17 protein-coding genes, 1 tRNA gene and 2 pseudogenes are annotated in these 18,840 nt (G+C 42.4%); 15 read left to right on the forward strand and 5 right to left on the reverse strand.

The window, feature by feature from the left end; all coding sequences use genetic code 11:
- The first annotated feature begins 417 nt into the window (after positions 1-417).
- From nirD to M1F26_RS15190, 14 genes are all read left to right on the forward strand, one after another.
- Positions 418-732 carry a nitrite reductase small subunit NirD gene (gene nirD, locus M1F26_RS15125; RefSeq protein WP_094961062.1) on the forward strand — a complete coding sequence of 105 codons (315 nt, stop codon included), beginning with the start codon at positions 418-420 and terminating at the stop codon, positions 730-732.
- 2 nt (positions 733-734) lie between these two features.
- Positions 735-1,043 carry a recombinase-like helix-turn-helix domain-containing protein gene (locus M1F26_RS15130; RefSeq protein WP_004257971.1) on the forward strand — a complete coding sequence of 103 codons (309 nt, stop codon included), beginning with the start codon at positions 735-737 and terminating at the stop codon, positions 1,041-1,043.
- A gap of 57 nt (positions 1,044-1,100) precedes the next feature.
- On the forward strand, positions 1,101-2,141 hold the full coding sequence (locus M1F26_RS15135) for an aromatic ring-hydroxylating oxygenase subunit alpha (protein ID WP_140171689.1): 1,041 nt from the start codon (positions 1,101-1,103) through the stop codon (positions 2,139-2,141).
- Complete coding sequence (locus tag M1F26_RS15140; RefSeq protein WP_140171536.1) at positions 2,134-2,889, forward strand: SDR family oxidoreductase; 756 nt, start codon at positions 2,134-2,136, stop codon at positions 2,887-2,889. Before M1F26_RS15135 ends, M1F26_RS15140 begins: the two co-directional genes overlap by 8 nt.
- A 33-nt stretch (positions 2,890-2,922) precedes the next feature.
- Positions 2,923-3,699, forward strand: coding sequence for an IclR family transcriptional regulator (locus tag M1F26_RS15145; RefSeq protein WP_140171535.1), 777 nt, complete (start codon positions 2,923-2,925; stop codon positions 3,697-3,699).
- Positions 3,700-3,808: 109 nt separating this feature from the next.
- Positions 3,809-4,735: a VOC family protein gene (locus M1F26_RS15150; RefSeq protein ID WP_318837587.1), complete on the forward strand. Its 927-nt coding sequence runs from the start codon at positions 3,809-3,811 to the stop codon at positions 4,733-4,735.
- Positions 4,736-4,739: 4 nt separating this feature from the next.
- On the forward strand, positions 4,740-5,957 hold the full coding sequence (locus tag M1F26_RS15155) for an NAD(P)/FAD-dependent oxidoreductase (protein ID WP_140171533.1): 1,218 nt from the start codon (positions 4,740-4,742) through the stop codon (positions 5,955-5,957).
- Positions 5,958-5,978: 21 nt separating this feature from the next.
- Entirely contained in the window at positions 5,979-7,259 is a 1,281-nt protein-coding gene (locus tag M1F26_RS15160; protein ID WP_140171532.1) for an MFS transporter, read from the forward strand.
- A gap of 25 nt (positions 7,260-7,284) precedes the next feature.
- On the forward strand, positions 7,285-7,797 hold the full coding sequence (locus M1F26_RS15165; protein WP_233618402.1) for a cupin domain-containing protein: 513 nt from the start codon (positions 7,285-7,287) through the stop codon (positions 7,795-7,797).
- A gap of 15 nt (positions 7,798-7,812) precedes the next feature.
- Positions 7,813-8,652, forward strand: coding sequence for an alpha/beta fold hydrolase (locus M1F26_RS15170; RefSeq protein WP_140171688.1), 840 nt, complete (start codon positions 7,813-7,815; stop codon positions 8,650-8,652).
- A gap of 10 nt (positions 8,653-8,662) precedes the next feature.
- Positions 8,663-9,457, forward strand: a complete 795-nt coding sequence (locus tag M1F26_RS15175) for an SDR family oxidoreductase (protein ID WP_140171530.1) — start codon at positions 8,663-8,665, stop codon at positions 9,455-9,457.
- An 11-nt stretch (positions 9,458-9,468) separates the two neighbouring features.
- Entirely contained in the window at positions 9,469-10,260 is a 792-nt protein-coding gene (locus tag M1F26_RS15180; RefSeq protein ID WP_140171529.1) for an aspartate dehydrogenase, read from the forward strand.
- A 13-nt stretch (positions 10,261-10,273) separates the two neighbouring features.
- Positions 10,274-11,743 carry an aldehyde dehydrogenase gene (locus tag M1F26_RS15185; protein WP_140171528.1) on the forward strand — a complete coding sequence of 490 codons (1,470 nt, stop codon included), beginning with the start codon at positions 10,274-10,276 and terminating at the stop codon, positions 11,741-11,743.
- A gap of 41 nt (positions 11,744-11,784) precedes the next feature.
- The gene (locus tag M1F26_RS15190) at positions 11,785-13,428 is read left to right on the forward strand and encodes a thiamine pyrophosphate-binding protein (RefSeq protein WP_140171527.1); all 1,644 of its coding nucleotides are present in this window, start codon (positions 11,785-11,787) and stop codon (positions 13,426-13,428) included.
- Between the two features lie 120 nt (positions 13,429-13,548).
- On the opposite strand, the gene M1F26_RS15195 is transcribed toward M1F26_RS15190, so the two are convergent.
- The 3 genes and pseudogenes from M1F26_RS15195 to M1F26_RS15205 all read right to left on the reverse strand — a co-directional run.
- Entirely contained in the window at positions 13,549-14,043 is a 495-nt protein-coding gene (locus M1F26_RS15195) for a nucleoside deaminase (protein WP_140171526.1), read from the reverse strand.
- 514 nt (positions 14,044-14,557) lie between these two features.
- On the reverse strand, positions 14,558-15,544 hold the full coding sequence (locus M1F26_RS15200; RefSeq protein WP_140171525.1) for a hypothetical protein: 987 nt from the start codon (positions 15,542-15,544) through the stop codon (positions 14,558-14,560).
- Positions 15,541-16,038 (reverse strand): annotated as a pseudogene (locus M1F26_RS15205) (tyrosine-type recombinase/integrase); the annotation flags it as partial. The gene M1F26_RS15200 and the pseudogene M1F26_RS15205, both read right to left, overlap by 4 nt.
- A gap of 343 nt (positions 16,039-16,381) precedes the next feature.
- On the opposite strand from M1F26_RS15205, the pseudogene M1F26_RS15210 reads away from it, so the two are divergent.
- Positions 16,382-16,843: pseudogene (locus tag M1F26_RS15210) on the forward strand (hypothetical protein); the annotation flags it as partial.
- Between the two features lie 1,005 nt (positions 16,844-17,848).
- On the opposite strand, the gene M1F26_RS15215 reads toward M1F26_RS15210, so the two are convergent.
- Together M1F26_RS15215 and M1F26_RS15220 are read right to left on the reverse strand one after the other, a co-directional pair.
- Complete coding sequence (locus M1F26_RS15215) at positions 17,849-18,343, reverse strand: hypothetical protein (RefSeq protein ID WP_140171522.1); 495 nt, start codon at positions 18,341-18,343, stop codon at positions 17,849-17,851.
- A 127-nt stretch (positions 18,344-18,470) separates the two neighbouring features.
- Positions 18,471-18,547: transfer RNA gene (locus M1F26_RS15220), tRNA-Ile, on the reverse strand.
- Positions 18,548-18,840: the final 293 nt, after the last annotated feature.

Raw genomic sequence — 18,840 nt, forward strand, 5'->3', positions numbered from 1 at the left:
GGTATTTTCGCGCTAAAACATAAAAAAAACTTCACTTGAGATCAAGGAAATAAAAGTGAAATAATTTATTTGAATATACCATCAATAGGATATTAAGAGCTTATATGCAATATCCTATTGATATTAATTTATATATTGAGCTTATTATTCTATAGATTATTTTTCACATTTCTCCATGACTTCCTTCCCAAACACCATAAACGAGTAGTCCTATTTGAATAAACCTATCGAAAGTTTCTCATATGAAACCAAACTCCATCATAACCTCGACACACCCCACATTTTGAAACGAATATTTTACATTTAACCAACATTTGATTGACTAATAATCACCCATACAATTAATCTGGTTTTAAATAAAAAACAATGTTTCGCATATGAAACAAAATGTTACAACACATTCAAAAGGAGAAAACCATGAGCTGGATTGCTGTCTGCGATGTCTCACAAGTTCAAGAAGAATTTCCTTTTTCAGCCAAAGTTGATGATGCCGAAATTGGGATCTTCTTAGTTGAAGACCAATATTATGCCTTAGAAGATGTTTGCCCACATGCCTATGCCCTGTTAAGCCAAGGTTTTGTTGAAGATGGCAAAGTGGAATGCCCATTACATGAAGCCGTTTTCGATATTAAAACGGGTAAATGTTTACGCGAACCTGGTGGGCGAGACCTCAAAACCTACCAGACACGCATTCACGATAACCGAATCGAAATCAGTTTGATTGAGGAGTAGAAATGGAACCTATTCAAAATATTAATCCGTATTTACCAGCAAATAATCAAATTATCCCAGCACGAGAAGGTGGTAAAGGCAGTATCCAAGCGCCAGGAAGTGCACCGAATATCGTTTGGCAAACACGTTCACGTATGCCTGATGAGTATGAAAACAAACTCATTTTTGCACTGGAAACGCTATTCGCTGCAGGCACTGAATCACTTGAAGAATTAGTTAGTGCATTAAATCAACAGCAATTATATGACCGACAAGGGCAACCTTGGTCCACAAGCAGTTTCCGCGAATTTCTTCTCGTCAATGGTTACTAGCACATTGTCATACTAAGAAAAGAAAACAAAAACACCTTTGATAAACGGAAGCAAATGATGATGACAAATACACAACTTCAAAACTACCAAGATTATCTGGATGTCGGATTACGCGGGCAATGGTACCCCGTATTATCCAGTTGGGAAGTCAGTAGTAACCCTATCGGTATTACTCGCTTAGAAGAACAAATCGTGCTTTGGCGTGATGATAAAGGCCAAATTCATGCCTTAGAAGATAGATGCCCTCACCGTGGTGCCCGTTTATCAATGGGTTGGAACTTGGGTGAACGTATTGCCTGCTGGTATCACGGTGTCGAAGTCGGTGGAGATGGCGTCGTTAAAGATGTTCCAGCGGTCAGCCAATGCCCTCTTGAAGGCCAAAAATGTTTAAAAACCTATCCCGTTCAAGAAGTCCATGGTGCCATCTTTCTCTATTTTGCGGTAATTGACGGTGAAACACCTCCCACCCTCGAATTTCCTGAAGAATTAGCTGATGACGAAAACCACAGCAATTTCCTCTGTACTGCATCGTGGAAATGCAATTACCAATATGCACTAGAAAACGTGATGGACCCAATGCATGGCACTTACCTCCATTCATCATCACACTCAATGGCGGAAGGTGACAAACAATCAGAAATGATCCTAGAAGCAACAAAAAATGGCTTTATTTTCCGTAAAAATGACCAAATAGGTGTCAACTTTGACTGGGTGGAATTCGCGAGTACGGGTGCAAATTGGCTGCGTTTATCTATCCCATATCAAAAACGCTTCGGCCCTGGTGGGCACTTTTGGATTATCGGCATGGTCGTACCTGAAGACCGTCACCATACTCGTGTTTTCTTTTGGCGTATTCGCAAAGTGAAAGACTGGCAACGTGATTTATGGCGCTTTATGTACCGCAACCGCCTAGAAGGACTGCATTGGGATGTTTTAGAACAAGATCGCATTATTTTAGAAAACCTCACACCAAATGCACGTGATAAAGAATTTCTTTATCAGCACGATGTGGGTTTATCCCGCCTACGCCGTATTATGCAACGCGAAGCGAAGAAGCAGTTTGACTTAATCAACAATAAGGAAACTGAAAATGCATGATATCTTGGCAGGAAAACGCATTGTAATCACAGGAGCTGCGAGAGGACTTGGCTTGAGTTTCGCACAAGCCGCCGCAGAACAAGGTGCTCAAGTTATCTTATGTGACATCCTAGAACAACGATTACAAGAAAGTGTCGAGTCCTTACAACAACAAGGGTTTGAAGCCCAAGGTGTTTCTCTCGACTTAGCGGATCCTGACTCAATCACTCATGCATTCAACAGTATTGGTCAACAAGGCGCAATTGATGGGCTGATTAACAATGCGGCTCTGGCAACCGGAGTGGGTGGGAAACTGCTCGACGAATATGACTTGGCGCTATGGGATAAGGTCATGACAGTGAACGTCAGAGGAACGTGGCTAGTCACCAAAACCGCTCTCCCCTTTTTAAAGCAGAGTTCCCGCGGCAAAATTATCAATATTGCCTCTGATACCGCACTTTGGGGAGCCCCCAAGCTAATGGCTTATGTCGCCAGTAAAGGGGCTATCATCAGTATGACACGCTCAATGGCACGTGAACTCGGTGTTCACCGTATTTGCGTCAACGCGATTGCCCCTGGGCTCACTAAAGTCGAAGCGACCGAATACGTTCCCGCTGAGCGCCACCAGCTATATGAAAATGGCAGAGCATTACAAGGAGAGCAGATGCCCGAAGACGTTACGGGAACCGCTTTGTATTTGCTTTCGCCCATGGCCGATTTTGTCACAGGCCAGCTAATCCCAGTTAATGGTGGCTTTATTTTTAACTAATTTCGCCATTCAGTCGGTAAAGAGGTGAGGACCATGAATTCAACGTGTAAATATCTAGTACCCGGTTTGGAAAAAGGGCTACAGCTTCTTCTGTTACTCGCTCAACAGCATCGCGAATTGACATTTGCAGAGATCCTCCGCTTAGTCGATATGCCCAAAGCAACGGCTTACCGTGCGATCCAAACCTTAGTGCACTTGGATTTCCTCGTCCAACATCCACGTACTGGAGCATTTTCATTAGGCCGCAAAGTACTCAGCCTTGGTCTTGGCTATATTGCCTCACTCGATTTAACCCAGTTAGGCCAGCCCATTATCGAGCAACTCAGAGACCGAAGCCAATGTAACAGCCATTTAGTCATTCGAGATGGTCGGGACATTATTTATATCGCCAGAGTCAGTGGCGCAGAATCAAAGATTAACCATGTTAGCGTAGGCACGCGTTTATCAGCGCACCGAACCTCACTGGGTCGAATGCTACTCAGCGGGTTAACTCGCGCTGAATTTGATGCGCTTTACCCTGATGATGAACTCCCCGATAACGCAGGCTGTAAGCAGGAATTTTGGCAAATGATCCAAGCTGACAAACTGCGAGGCTATGTGATTGGTGAATCATTTTATCGTCGAGGAATTTCATCCATTGTTTACCCTGTTTATAACCAAGCGAATGGCGTAGAAGCGGTGATTAGCATCATGGTGCCAATGAATAGCATCCCTGCACAAGAGTGCCGGCGATTACAAAATGAAGTGAGCTATGCAGCCCAAAAACTCACTGAATTTATTGGTGGCATGAGCCAAGCAAAAGCCGTTTAGCGTTAACCAAATATCATCCACACATTTTTAGGTTTATTGCCATAAGCCTCAGGTTCTTTTTGTCCAAAAAAACCTTTGGCAATAACACCAATCGATAGAGGACTTTACAATGTCAGTGATTGGAATAGAAAAATTAGAATTTGGTGTTGAAGATATCCCTAGCTGCCAGAAATTTTTACATGATTTTGGCCTCAAAGCGGCCTCTGATAACGCCTCGTTATTCACGACCTTATCTGGTGCAGAAATACAGTTATTTTCACACCAAGACCCAAATCTGCCAGCCCCTTTTGAAGCGGGTTCAACACTGCGCCGCATTACATGGGGTGTTGAAAACTCGGATAAACTCCAAGAGATCATTGAGAAAATTAGGCCCTGTGATGGCTTTCAACTGACGCCAGATGGCGCACAATGCCGTGACCCAAATGGCATGACAGTCGCTTTTACCATCAGTAAACAAAAAACGGTTGAATTAGAAGTCACCGCTATCAACCAATGGGGGGATATTCGCCGTATTGATAAACCCAGCCCGGTTTACGAAAAAGCCCCCCCTATTAACGTCGGCCACGTGGTATTTTTTGTTGATGACTTACCTTCTACAGAAGCGTTCTATTGCCAAAAACTGGGTTTTCAAGTTTCTGACCGTTATATCGACCGTGCCGTCTTTTTACGGACACAAATAAACGGTTGCCACCATAACCTGTTTTTGCTGAAGCTTCCTCATCGTGGCAGCGGCCTCAACCATGTCGCTTTTACGGTTCGTGATATCCATGAAGTGATTGGCGGCGGCCTAGCAATGAACCGCCAGCAATGGAGCACCTTTATTGGACCGGGTCGCCACCCTATTTCATCTGCCTATTTTTGGTACGTTAATAGCCCAACTGGTGGTGCTTTCGAATATTACACCAATGACGATTACCTAACCGATAAATGGCAGCCACGCGAACTGGAACATTCCTTAGTTTCATTTACGGAATGGGCTGTGGAAGGTGGTCTCGATTATGAAACACGTCGTCAAGTAAAACCGGTGAAGGAGTAAGCTAATGAACTCCTTAATCCAAGGCGGTATCGTCATTATCGGTGGTGGACAAGCAGGTGGTTGGGCGACAAAAACTTTACGCGATGAAGGTTACCAAGGCACAATCAGTGTGATCAGTGATGAAGACCATGATTTTTATGAGCGTCCACCTCTATCTAAAGCTGCACTCACCCAAGAGAGCTTTGCACTATCACGATTATTCAGTGAAGAAGCAACTCAGGCCTTAAATTTACAATGGTTTCGTCCAGTTCGCGCCACTAAAATTGATACGAAAACAAAATGGATCCACCTCAATGATGGCCGCATTGTGACATTTGAAAAACTGTTACTTGCCACTGGCGGGCGTCCCCGTTACCTCTCAAGTGATTGGCAGAAACACCCGCAAGTCTTTGCCTTGCGGTCATGGAACGATGCACAACAACTACGCTCGGCGCTGCTTGAGGCAAAAAAAGTGGCCATCATTGGCGGTGGGTGGATTGGCTTAGAAGTTGCAGCTTCTGCTCGAAAAATGGGGATTGATGTGGCCATTTTTGAGCGGCAAAGCCGCTTATGCGAACGAAGTGTACCGCAGAATGTTTCAGAGGCTCTTGCATTACGCCACACACAAGCAGGTGTTCATGTCATAACCGATTGTGGAGATATCGAACTTGGCGAGCCGACAACAAGTGGATTACAAATTAGTTGCCAAAAACAGCCTTCGCAAAATTTCGATCTCGCTGTTATGGGGATTGGTGTTGAATTAAATCTCGAACTTGCCAAAGAAGCGGGTCTTGATGTTACCCACGGTATTGTGATTAATCACCAAGGGCAGACTTCTCACCCAAATATTTACGCTGCGGGCGACGTCGCTTGCCATCCCACATTGTCTTTATGTTTACAATCATGGGCTTATGCACAGAACCAAGCGATCACGACCGCAAAAGCCATGCTTAACCCACATTCTGAAGGCTTCAATGAACTCGCTTGGTTATGGTCAGATCAATACCAAGACAATATCCAAATTTTAGGCGTCCCAACCTCACAAAAACTAAAACACATTCAACGTCATACTGCTAATTCTGAGGTGCATTTTTCATTAAGTGAAGCTAATGAATTAGTGCAAATGATTGCTTTTAATGATGCTCGGGCAATCAAGCTAGGTAAACGTTGGATGCAGAGCCACCGTAAATTGGATCCCTCACAACTTGCTGATCCCACATTTTCACTGATGTCACTGAAATAGTGGCCAGCAAGGAGAAATAACATGGCTAATCAGAGTATTACCCTAAAAAATTCAGAAAATACTCAAGCAGCACAAGATGTGCCTGAGAAGATCAATTGGCTCATCCCAATCGGCTTATTTTCCTGTGTACTGCTGGCTTTCTTTGACAAAATTAGTATTGCCGCTCTGTTTTCTGATGAAAAGTTTCAACAAGCGCTGGGAATTGATTTTGACCCAACCCGTTTAGGGCTACTGATGAGCGCCTTTTTATTCGCTTATGGCATTTCATCGATGCTATTAAGTGGTATTGGCGACAAATTTCACCCGACCAAAATGCTGTTATTTATGATCAGCAGCTGGTGTTTTCTCATGATTTTTATGGGATTCACACACCACTACGGCACGATGATTTTCCTTCGAGTCTTATTGGGGATCGCTGAAGGGCCTTTGTTAGCAATCGCATACGCTATTGTACGCCGTACTTTTCCGCCAAAAATGCAAGCTCGTGCCACTATGATGTGGTTATTAGGCACACCGTTAGGTGCAGCGCTAGGATTTCCTATCTCATTGTATTTACTTAATAACTTCGGTTGGCAAAGTACATTTTTTGTCATGGCGGCCTTTACCGTTCCCGTTTGGTGGTTAGTGGTCATAGGCATCCGTCACCCTAATTTAGTCAATCGCCAAGCACAAACGAAAAATACAACGGGTGAAACACTTCCAGCAGAGCAACTGGCCGCAATGAAAGCCCATAAAAAACGTTTATTCCAAAATAGCCATTTTTGGATTATCTGCATGTTTAATATCGCTTTTCTTGTTTATCTTTGGGGAATGAATGGCTGGTTACCAAGCTATTTAATTAAAGGGAAATCCATCCACTTAGAGCATGCAGGGATCTTATCTTCCCTTCCTTTTATCGCCATGTTATTTGGTGAAGCCATCGGTGCATGGCTATCTGATCGTTATGACCGTCGAGCTCTAGTGTGCTTCATCTCTCTGTTAGGTGCCGTACTGGGGCTAGCAATGGTGCTATTTCTTACCGAGACCTACAGCATCATTCTTATGATGGCATTTAGCATGTTTATGTGGGGAGCCGGTGCCCCGAATATCTTTGCCTTGCTTGCCAAAGCCACACAAAAACAAGTGAGTGCATTAGCGGGAGGCATCTTCAATGGCCTCGGCAATCTCGCTGGCGCGGCCGCCCCTTTACTTATGGGCGTCCTGATCACTGTTACTCACACTATGGATAGCGGTCTGTTATTCATCGTAGTTATTGGTCTGGTTGGCAGCTTACTACTACTGCCTTTACTGAAAAAATATTAACTCATTTTTTATTGGAGATAACACCATGTCACAACCTCAAATCAAACCACAAGATATGCCAATGGCACAATGGATTGAGTCACGAATTGCCCGCCTTGAAGGCCGTAAATACGACTGGAATGCCCTGAAATTCCAAGCGGATTACGACCCTAAATATCGTCGAGCCCAAATGCGCTATATCGGAACAGGAGCCACTGGCGTCTCTAACGATGTCAATACCGTTCCCGCAGAGAACTTTACCTTCTCCACAATGGTTCTTCCTGCCAAATGCGAAGGCCCATTACACCTACATCCCGATGTTGAAGAAGTGTTCTTTATGTTGAAAGGCACTATCACGTTGTTTGTAAAAGATGGCGATGAAGAATATGAAACCGTTCTTAAAGAACGCGACCTAATTTCAGTTCCTGCAGGGATTTATCGTGGCCTATTTAACCACGGGGAAGAAGAGGCGTTAATGTGCGTCATGATAGGCACACCAAAGCCTGCAATTCCAACGTATCCAGAAGATCACCCGTTATCTAAAGTTAAACGTAATTAGTCGGAGCTATCAGTGATGAATTTGCTAATCGAAAAACTCCCCGCACAGCAACTGGCTGATTTTGGCCAATATCGTCTCAATTGGCGCAGTTCTGGCCATGGAAATGCGGTGGTTTTACTGCATGGAATTAGCTCCGGCTCTGCCTCATGGGTAAGCCAATTGGCCTCTTCATCACTAACTGACCACTATCAGCTATTCAGTTGGGATGCCCCAGGTTATTCAGGTAGCTCAGCGCTAAATACACAAACCCCAACGGCTATTGACTATGCGAAGGCACTAAAAACATTCATTGATAGGTTAGAACTACAACAGGTTGTTTTAGTTGGGCATTCACTCGGCGCATTGATGGCGAGTGCTTTCGCATCACAATATCCGCAACAAGTGAAAGGATTATTCTTAGCCAACCCAGCTCAAGGCTATGCCACTAAAAGCCCAGAACAACAAAATGCAGTGTATGAACAACGGCGTGACATTGTATTTAATTCAGGAATAGAGTCCTACGCCCAAAACCGAGCCGCAGCTCTGTTATCACCAAGCGCAGCCCCTGAAAAAATTGATTGGGTTAGACAGAATATGAAAAAACTCAATCCCCAAGGCTTTCTTGCCGCAGCTTGGATGTTAGCCCATGACGATATCTATCTGTATTTAAAGGATTATAACGGGCCAATCGAAATGCTGGTAGGGGCTGATGATACCATTACGCCACCTGCACAAGTAGAGCGACTCGCACAACAAAAAAATTGCCCTTATTTCCTAATTAACCAAGCGGGACACGCCAGTTATCTGGATGCACCAGACACCTTTAATCATCATTTACAACAATTTTTAGAGACGGTCTATTGCCAAGCTGAATAAAGGAAAACGCATGAATTTACAGTTAAATAACCGTGTTGCTGTCGTGACAGGAGGAAGCTCCGGTATAGGCTTTGCAACCGTCAAACTGCTACTCGACGAAGGTTGTAAAGTCGCTTTTTGCGGCCGTGATAATGAAAAGCTGCAACAAACGCTTAAAACATTGCGCGAGCTTTACCCTCAAGGTGAATTTATCGCCCAGCAATGTAATGTCCTTGAAAAAGCACAGACAGAAGCCTTTGCTCAGCGGGTTTATCAACACTTTGGCCAAGTTGACTTACTGATTAACAACGCAGGGCAAGGCTATGTCGCAAGCTATACAGATACCCCTGAAGAAGCGTGGTTACATGAAGCCCAACTCAAACTATTTGGAGTCATTAACCCGGTGAATGCTTTTTTGCCATTCTTAGAACTATCAAATATTGCTTCTATTACCTGTGTCAATTCACTGCTGGCCTTACAACCTGAACCGCATATGGTCGCCACCTCGGCAGCTCGAGCAGCACTATTAAACATGACACTAAACTTGTCGAAAACACTGTTACCTAAAGGGATCCGCGTGAACTCTATTTTACTTGGCATGGTCGAATCTGACCAATGGCGACGTCGCTTCGATAATCGTAGTGACAAAAATCTCGATTGGGAACAGTGGATTGGCGATATCGCTAAAAAAAGAGGCATACCAATGCAACGTTTAGGAAAACCCGAAGAGCCCGCGCGTGCCTTAGTCTTTCTAGCCTCTCCCATGGCGTCGTTTACCTCGGGTGCCGCTTTAGATGTTTCTGGTGGCTTTAGCCATCATATTTAAAGGACTTAATGATGAAAACACTCATGTTGATTGGTTATGGTGCAATGGCGCAAGAAGTGATTACTCGCTTACCTGATGAGATAGCATTGCGCTACATTATTGCTCGGCCTCATCACCACCAAGCTATCTTGGAACGCTTTAAAGGAGCGGTCACACCAATAGATAGCCTCGATAATATTATCGAGCCGCCTGATTTAGTGTTGGAGTGCGCGGGGCACCAAGCCGTTAAGCAATATGCACCAACGGTACTAGAAAGAGGCTGGACACTGGCCATTATCTCTACAGGTGCACTTGCAGACACGGACTTTGAACAACACTTGGTCGCCTTAACCCAACGCCACCACAGCCAGTTGATCCCACTGACTGGCGCTGTTGCAGGGCTTGATGGCTTACGTGCGGCAAAAGAAGCCAATATCACTCAGGTGACCTACCAGTCACGTAAAAGCCCCGCAAGTTGGCGCAATGGCGCGGCTGAGCGTTATGTCGATTTGTCACAAGTGACACAGCCTACGGTGTTCTTTAGTGGCAGTGCTCGTGAAGCGGCTCTGAATTTTCCCGCAAATGCCAATGTCGCTGCCACTGTCGCGCTGTATGGCATTGGGATGGATGCCACACAAGTTCAATTAGTTGTTGACCCAAACACCACACACAATTCACATCGCATTGATGTTACGGGTGATTTTGGCCATTTCTATATTGAACTCAATGGAAATCCTCTCCCTTCCAACCCAAAAACATCGATGTTAGCGGCCTTAAGTGCTGTTGAAATTTGTCGCCGTGTCGCTGGGCAGCAAGCTATTTAATAGGAGCCAAATAATGAACAACATGGATATTTTTGTTGGTGGCCAATGGCAGCAAGGTCGCGGGCCTGAAATGCAGTCGCGTTTTCCGGGGGATAATCAGGTAATTGCCACCCTTAACAGTGCTAGCCTTGACGATGTTGAAGAGGCCGTTCTCGCAGCAGATAAAGCGTGGCGGGAGCCTACTTGGCGCAATATGCCTGCACATCAACGTGCCACTATCTTATATAAAGTTAGCACACTAATTGACGAACAGCGGGAAGCTTTAACGCAATTACAAACTTTGGATAACGGCAAACCGTGGGCAGAAGCGCGTGGTTTAGTCATGAGTGCAGCGGCCACCGCACGTTACTTTGCCGCTGTTTGTGAGGTATCCAGCGGGGAGCTTCCTCCTCGCCGCCAGCCCGACTTAATGACGATAAGTACTTACCAACCTATCGGGGTGATCGCTGCGATCACGCCATGGAACTCCCCGATTGCCAGTGATATGCAAAAAATTGCCCCAGCCCTTGCCGCAGGTAACGCCGTAATTTTAAAACCCGCAGAAGCCACGCCTCTAATTTCATTAAAACTAGCTGAGCTATTTGAGCAAGCAGGTTTACCCAGCGGCCTATTGAGCGTGCTCCCGGGTAAGGGATCGATTGTCGGTGATGCACTGGTTCGCCACCCTCTGGTGAAAAAAATCTCCTTTACGGGTGGCACCAATACGGGACGACAACTGGCTCACATTGCGGCAGATAAACTTATCACCACGTCACTCGAACTTGGGGGTAAATCCCCAACTATCGTGTTGTCAGACGCTGACCTTGATATTGCTGCACACGGTGTTTGCTACGGTATCTTTAGTTCGATGGGGCAAGCCTGCATCGCGGGTTCGCGCCTGTTTGTGGCTAAAGATATCTACTCATCTTTTATGGAAAAATTAACGCAACTAACCCGCAACCTGATTATTGGTGACCCAAGGCAAGAGCGCGTTCATTTGGGGCCATTAATCTCCCCTTCGCACCGAGACAGCGTCAGAAACTATGTCGAACAAGCCGTACAACAAGGCGGGAGGATCCGTATTGGTGGAACCGCACCGGCTGACCCTGTACTCCAAGATGGCAACTATTTTTTACCGACGATTATTGAAGGCTTAAATAACCAATCTACTGTTTGCCAAGAAGAAATTTTCGGTCCCGTACTCGTCGTTATGCCATTTGATGATGAAGACGATTTAATTCAACAAGCTAATGATTCTGTTTATGGGCTTGCAGCAGGTATTTGGACAAAAGATTACACTCGGGCGTTTAAGCTCGCCGATGCCCTTGATGTCGGAACCGTTTGGGTCAACACCTATAAAGTTTTTTCTATTTCAACGCCATTTGGCGGCTTTAAAGAAAGTGGCATTGGCCGCGAAAAAGGCCTTGAAAGCCTCAAAGCCTATATGCAACAAAAAAGCCTATTTCTGGCACTTAACCCACAACCAAACCGTTGGTGTGAATAGCAAATCCGTCACCGGATTATGGCAGCATTGAGGAAAACATAATGTCTGAAATGATTACAGTTGGCGAAGCTATCGCCAGAACACTCGAACAATACCAAGTCACAACGGTTTATGGGGTTATTTCAATTCATAATTTACCCATAGCAGATGCTATCGGGCGCCGAAAAGTGATTGATTTTACGCCAAGTCGTGGGGAGGCAGGAGCCGTTACCATGGCGGATGCACATAGCCGTTTTACTGGATTAGGGGTAGCGTTAACCAGTACGGGAGCAGGAGCTGGGAATGCTGTTGGCTCAATGATTGAAGCCATGAATGCATGCTCCCCCATGGTCCATATTACTGGGCAAGTTGAAAAAGCTTATCTGGATATGGACGCAGGGTTTATTCATGAAACCCATGACCAACTCGGCTTTTTACGTTCGAGTTCTAAGCAAGCTTTTCGTGTTCATGCCCCCGAACAAGCCGTTGCCACTCTACATAAAGCCATTCAGGTTGCTCAAACGATACCTTGCGGCCCTGTCTCTATCGAAATTCCAATTGATATTCAAAGTGCGCAAGTGCCATTATCTGTGCTCAGTGTGCCACTTCCCCCTTCTACGCTGCCTGACTGTTGTACATCGCTAGTCAATGCAATTTGGGATAAACTTCAACACGCTACACAGCCTCTATTATGGGTTGGCGCAGGTGCTCTACAAGCAAAAGATGCTGTCAAACGCCTTGCTGATGCGGGGATTGCCGTCATCAGCAGCACCCATGGGCGAGGTATTTTATCGGATGACCACCCATTCAGCTTACGTGCTTTTCATAATGCAGATTCCATTGATGCATTACTGCGTTCATGTGATTCAACCATCGTCGCTGGCTCGCGTTTACGCAGTAATGAAACCAAAACATGGTCATTACCTTTGCCACATCCCATCATACAAATCGATATAAACCCACTCGCAGCCAATCGCAACTATTTAGCCGACTTAACCGTAACTGGGGATTGCAAAAGTTTACTTGAAGCACTTGCCGATAAAATTGAACAAGCCAAGCGCCCTATCTCTACTCAGTGGAAAAAACAAGTGCAAGAGGCCGTACAGCAGGCAGAAGAGCAACTCAGGCAACAATGTGGCCCTTATAGCCAACTCAGTGATGCCGTGGAGCAAGTCTTACCGAGTAACGGTATTTTTGTCCGAGACATTACGGTATCAGGGAGTTTATGGGGAAGCCGTTTACTCAAAGCGACCCAACCAATGCACAACATTCACTCATTAGCCGGTGCGATTGGTCTAGGACTCGCTATGGCAATTGGCAGTGCCAAAGCAAATCCGAATGTGCCTGTTATTGGCTTAGTGGGTGATGGCGGGTTAATGTTAGGCATAGGTGAATTGGCCACCATGGCACAAGAGCAGCTCCCCATTGTTCTGATTATTATGAATGACCAAGGTTATGGCGTAATGCGAGGTATTCAGGAAAAATATTTTTCAGACCGCCAATACTATAATGAGTTACTCACGCCTTCATTTAGCCAACTCGCTCAATCTATGGGGATTCAGGCATTTACGATAGATAAAGCTACAGATTTCGAATCAACACTACGCCAAGCCGTCGATTTGAAGCAACCTGTTGTCGTTGAAGTGTTAATGAATAGCATTGGCAAAATGAATTTCTCAGGCCCACCACAGAAAAAATTATTTTAACTTTCAAACTAATACGGGTGGCACAAGCCACCCTACTTCATTGATAGATAATGATATAAATGATTAAAGCCATCTGCTTTTTAAATTATTATAGTTAGGGACTAGATCACCCAACTAAGGTTATAAATTTGGCTTAAAATATTGCGTATAAATAGAAATCGCTTGCTCTTTTAAGATGCCTTTAACCACTTCAGGTTTAAAGGGGCTTTTGTCAAAGATTTCATCACTCCCCAGCATGATATTAAAACCGGCAATCTCGGCAAGTTCATCATGAGAAAGGCTATAAACCATCCGACCTAATTGGCTCCATACCATTGCACCGGAACACATACAACACGGCTCACAACTGGTATACAGCGTATAATCGGATAAATCCATGACTTTATGTTCAGAACAATACTGGCGTATGAGACCTAACTCCGCATGATAGGTTGGGTCACTTTCCGTATGAATATGATTTTCACCAGTCATAACGACTTGGTTATTTTTAACCAATACCGCACCAAAGGGTTCATTACCATTTTTCGCCGCATCCGTTGCTAAGGCTAAAGCCTGCGTCATAAACTGAATATCCAGCGCATTCTGTTGCTCATTGTTGTTAAGCTTATTTTCCATATACACCCCCTTATATGCATAAATTAATTTAATTTTAAAATAACCTAAATAGGTTATATCAAGCTTAGTGATGTATTAATACAAAATAACGAGATCCTGTTCAATCTTCTGGCACATTTGGGAGGTATAAAACATTTCACAATGTCTTGTTAGCACTAGAGTTCTACAAACGTTATCAAGCTTAAAGATATAAAAATGATTTCAATTTTTAGGCCACAAAAGGATTACAACATCCCTCACATAATTTCAAAAAGTCAGTAAATATATGGATTAACAAGAAATTAAAAGCTGAGATGAATTACAAAAGTATTTTAGGGAGCCATTAGCGTGATATGTTTCAGACACAAAAAAGCCACTTCGTTAAAAGTGGCTTAATGTGCTGATTTAACAGCTAAAATTTGGTGGCCCCTACTGGACTTGAACCAGTGACCAATCGATTATGAGTACGTTCCCTACCCTTTACAAATCAATAAATTACATATTTATCAAAAGGATAGAAAACGGTGACTGATGGTTATTCAGGAGGGTTCTGGTTCTCTGCCGCCAGTTTGTCGCCATCATCAACTAATCCTATACTAAAAGACCCTAGAGAAAAACTACACAATGCTTCTGTAAAATTTGGAAGAACACAGTCAATATTTTTATCTGAAGACAAAATCAACACAACTTCTTTGATTGAATTCAAAAAAGAATATACTTCGCTAGCTACCATAAAAGTGTACATTACATTGAAAAAATTACTATTATCCTTTTGTATATCTTCACGTTTGTCAGTTAGAAATTGACTACATTTACTAACTAAATCAAGATCTTTGTTAATCTTAAAGTTTAGATACTCTTTAATTGTATTAATTAAATTTGAAATTCTTATTATTTCTATATTAATAGGGAATTGATTGAAACCTACTCCCATATTCCCTGTCTTAAAATTTTCCACATCCGTTATATCATCTCTGATGATTAAAAATTTATGTGAAATTAAAGAAATAGATTCATTCAAATACTCATAAAAATCTGTATTTTCAGTATCATTATAATTACTTTTCAAATCAAATGCTTTCATATACAATAAATTAGTTTGGATAATTTCCTCACCATTCAAGGTCTTAACTGATGATAGTAGTTCATTTATATTTTTTCTTTCTGAAAAGTATAAATCTACTTTATTCTTTTTTTCAGTTAATTCTATTTGTTTAGCCATTTGAATAGAACGATGAGCATATACAACAAAAGCACCTAATATTGGTGATAATGCTAGAATACCTAATGAGAATTTATTGATATCCAAAAAGCTATTATAACCTATAGCATCCCACCGGAACGGATATGATGAACCAAGCCAAATCATAAAATAAAGGCTAGAAATTAAAGGGAAAAGAATAGCTAATCGAAAAAGCCATTGTTTTTGTAAACTATCTGAATTTAATGAAAAATGCTCTTTTTTCTTCCATACCCAGAAAGCGACACATAGAGAAATAACGATATAAATTACTAAGCTCATATCTTCAACTTCACCAAAGGATTATAAACCAGTGCATCATTAAGATGATCTGGGGCGAAATGGGCATAACGCATTGTCATTTTGATATCGGTATGACCAAGGATTCTTTGTAATACTAAAATATTTCCACCGGACATCATAAAGTGAGATGCAAAGGTGTGGCGTAAAACATGTGATGACTGTCGTTCTGGTAACTCAATACCTGTACGTTTTAATGCAGAACGAAACGCAGAATAACAAGACTTAAATAACCGCTTAGAACCTTTACCTTTCGGTAATTCTGCAATTAATTCTTCGCTGATAGGAATAGAACGGTTACGCTTCCCTTTTGTCTTGGTAAAGGTCACTGTATTATTGCGAATCTGTATGGCGGTTAAATTTTCAGCTTCTGACCATCTTGCCCCTGTCTCAGCGACACAGCGCACAACCAAATCAGCCGAAAAGTTATCTCTCTTGTATCTACACACAAGGCTACTAGAAGCCATTTCAAAGTGCTGTGCGAGCATCAACTTAGAGCTGAAGCCGTATACTTCAATGATACGATCAAGAACTGGTGCGCTTTCGCCAAACATCTCTAAATTAAATTTTCCCATAGCCATTACGTCAAATTCGCTAAAAACTACAATTAGTTTAGCTTGTAGCTAAATTCGAAGTGAAAACACCTTATTTTGTAGCTAAAACGAATGAAACTGGATGTGACCAGATAAAATACGAATAGGCGATTTTGCCTTATGAAACCCACAATTTCAATTAACATTCCATCCCCTTACCCCACAGTTTAGGCATTTAGCCAACACTCAGAGGTTTCAAAATCAACCATCCACGACATGATTGCCGATGGTCACCCGAGACACCACTATTCAAGCCACCGACAAAACGATGGTACTCGGTACCGCAACATTACTGGCAGGGGCTATCCAACAGATAGCCGACGGTGATTACAGCATTGCATCAAAGGGCAGCTTTGTGGCAAGTATTAATCGAAATGCTAATATTCATATTGTCGAAGATGCCACACTCACTATTGGCCAAAAGCTGATTGAAAAGGTAGGCGCACTTAAGCAAAGTATCGCGGGTACTAAACAAGAAATCATTGCGCCGGTTGTTTGGATTGGTAGCCAAGAAATTAACGTGGCACAGTTGATGATTGATACACTGGATATCGTAAAAGAGTTGGCCGAACTCACCGCCAACCACAGCCACCACAATACGGGAACGCCATTGAATGCCGATACCATCAAAGGTACGGCAACTAAGTCAGATGGTTTGAAAGAGAAATATCAGCCAGTTATTGGTTGAGATGTGAACAAAAAAAGATTAAACTTGCATTGTTAGCTTTGAAATATCGGACTTTCATGCAAGCAATTGCATATACAAAAAACTCAACCTTACCAGTTGAGTTTTTTTGTTTGTAAGTAAATGTGACTAGCATTCATTGAATAAATAAGAAATGATCATATAATCATCAATGTTGCTTAACTTGGACTACAGTCTAATTAAATATTGGTATTCTTTTATCAATATCTGAAAACGGAATTTCAGCTTCTCGTTACAAACGAGAAGTTAAGCCCTGAATGAATAACATGTGGTGGTGATTCATAGCCTTAGACTGGAAGTCCGATATTTCAAAGCTAACACTGAGAAGCCTAACTGGACAGGCAATTTAAAGGCAAAAGTTAGGGCTATCGGCTTTCCATGTATCTATCCATGGAAGGTATACGTATGAAAGAGATGTTAGACATCACAATCATGGTTCTAGCCGTTGTTTTACCAACACTAGAATTAATCCGTTATTTCTTATAATCGGATCGTAACTAAGGCTACCGATTACCATCGGTAGCCTTTAATATTTGTAGCCCATCATAGGTAAGCCTATATGCGATCTACAGCCTACCAACAGTCAAACCACATCAAGCAACCTTTCATTTGGATCACATCAATAACATAGTGCTGATGCAGCGCTACCCCACGAAATAAAGTTACCTACCACGTAAAATGCACTACATCGCACCCGCCTGCGCGTTTTGGATCTAAACTTTATTTCAGTTTCGAAATCCTACAAAGCATATCGCCAAGCCGCGCCAACGCTAGTGAGTTGCCGAAAATATCAAACTGAAATGATTGAAAAGAATTTCAGGAAATTTCAGTTTTTGGATCACTAAATGGATCGCGTTAAAAACACAACGCAATGAAAGATAAAATAAATTTCTATTTTACGTGGGTTTGGCTTGATTGCGATATCAACCGCATAATTTCAAAAAGTCAGTAGCGATGCGGCTTAATGGGAGATAAAAACTGAAATCACTAACAGCCAATTAAACCAAAAGTATTAAATCTTGGTAATGCTACTTCCCAAGATATACTAGGGTTGTCTTTATGACCTGAAATATAGTAATAATCTAAAGTATTATCCGACTCTCTATATACTATTTTTGCTTTCCCAACATTAACTCTTCTATGCCCTATTTGAATTTGAATATTAATGTACGCAACCCCTTTATGATTTAATTTTCCTTCAAATAGAAAATCATATGTTGAGTCACTCTCACATTCACAATTAGTGATCGTTCCTTGGATAACACCATTGTGATCAGAGGATTCAACATTAATCTCTATTGCTGGATATGGATGTTCATATGTTAAATCACCAAGGTTATTCCAATTTCGCATTCTTAATAGTTCAGATTTTCTTCGGATATTTTTGCGACGCTTGCCTTTTATACCAAATAAATAAGGTGAAACAGTCATTATTAAACCGAATACGATACCAAATATTGTTAACTTGTCTGAAAAAGTCATTAGATGTTCCAAGAAATCAATTTAATATTAAAAGTCTCTGTCGCCATTTTGTCGCCATTGGCTTTTAGATACAAAAAAAGCCACTTTTTACAAAGTGGCTTAATGTGCTGATTTAACAGCTAAAATTTGGTGGCCCCTACTGGACTTGAACCAGTGACCAATCGATTATGAGTCGACTGCTCTAACCAACTGAGCTAAGGGGCCAAAGTGGGAAGGATTATACGTGTAGTTTTAGCTTAGGTCTAGTGTTTCGAAACCGTATGCTGAAATTGTGTTCAACTCAATCACCCCTCTTATAATTCAATGCGATAGCATAATCAATTGCTATCATTTGAAAGTCGTTTTCTGCAATTTTAATGAGCCCTACTATTTTTTATTTAAATCAGTTTCTCACACCTTATCTATATTTAACTTTTACCAATATCAAATTAATAATAAAAACAACATCATAATGACAACTAAATTTATTAAAAATTCTTTATTCAACTAATTGATAT

It is taken from the genome of Providencia sp. PROV048, from assembly GCF_033688165.1.
In the GTDB taxonomy this organism is placed as follows: Bacteria; Pseudomonadota; Gammaproteobacteria; order Enterobacterales; family Enterobacteriaceae; genus Providencia; species Providencia hangzhouensis.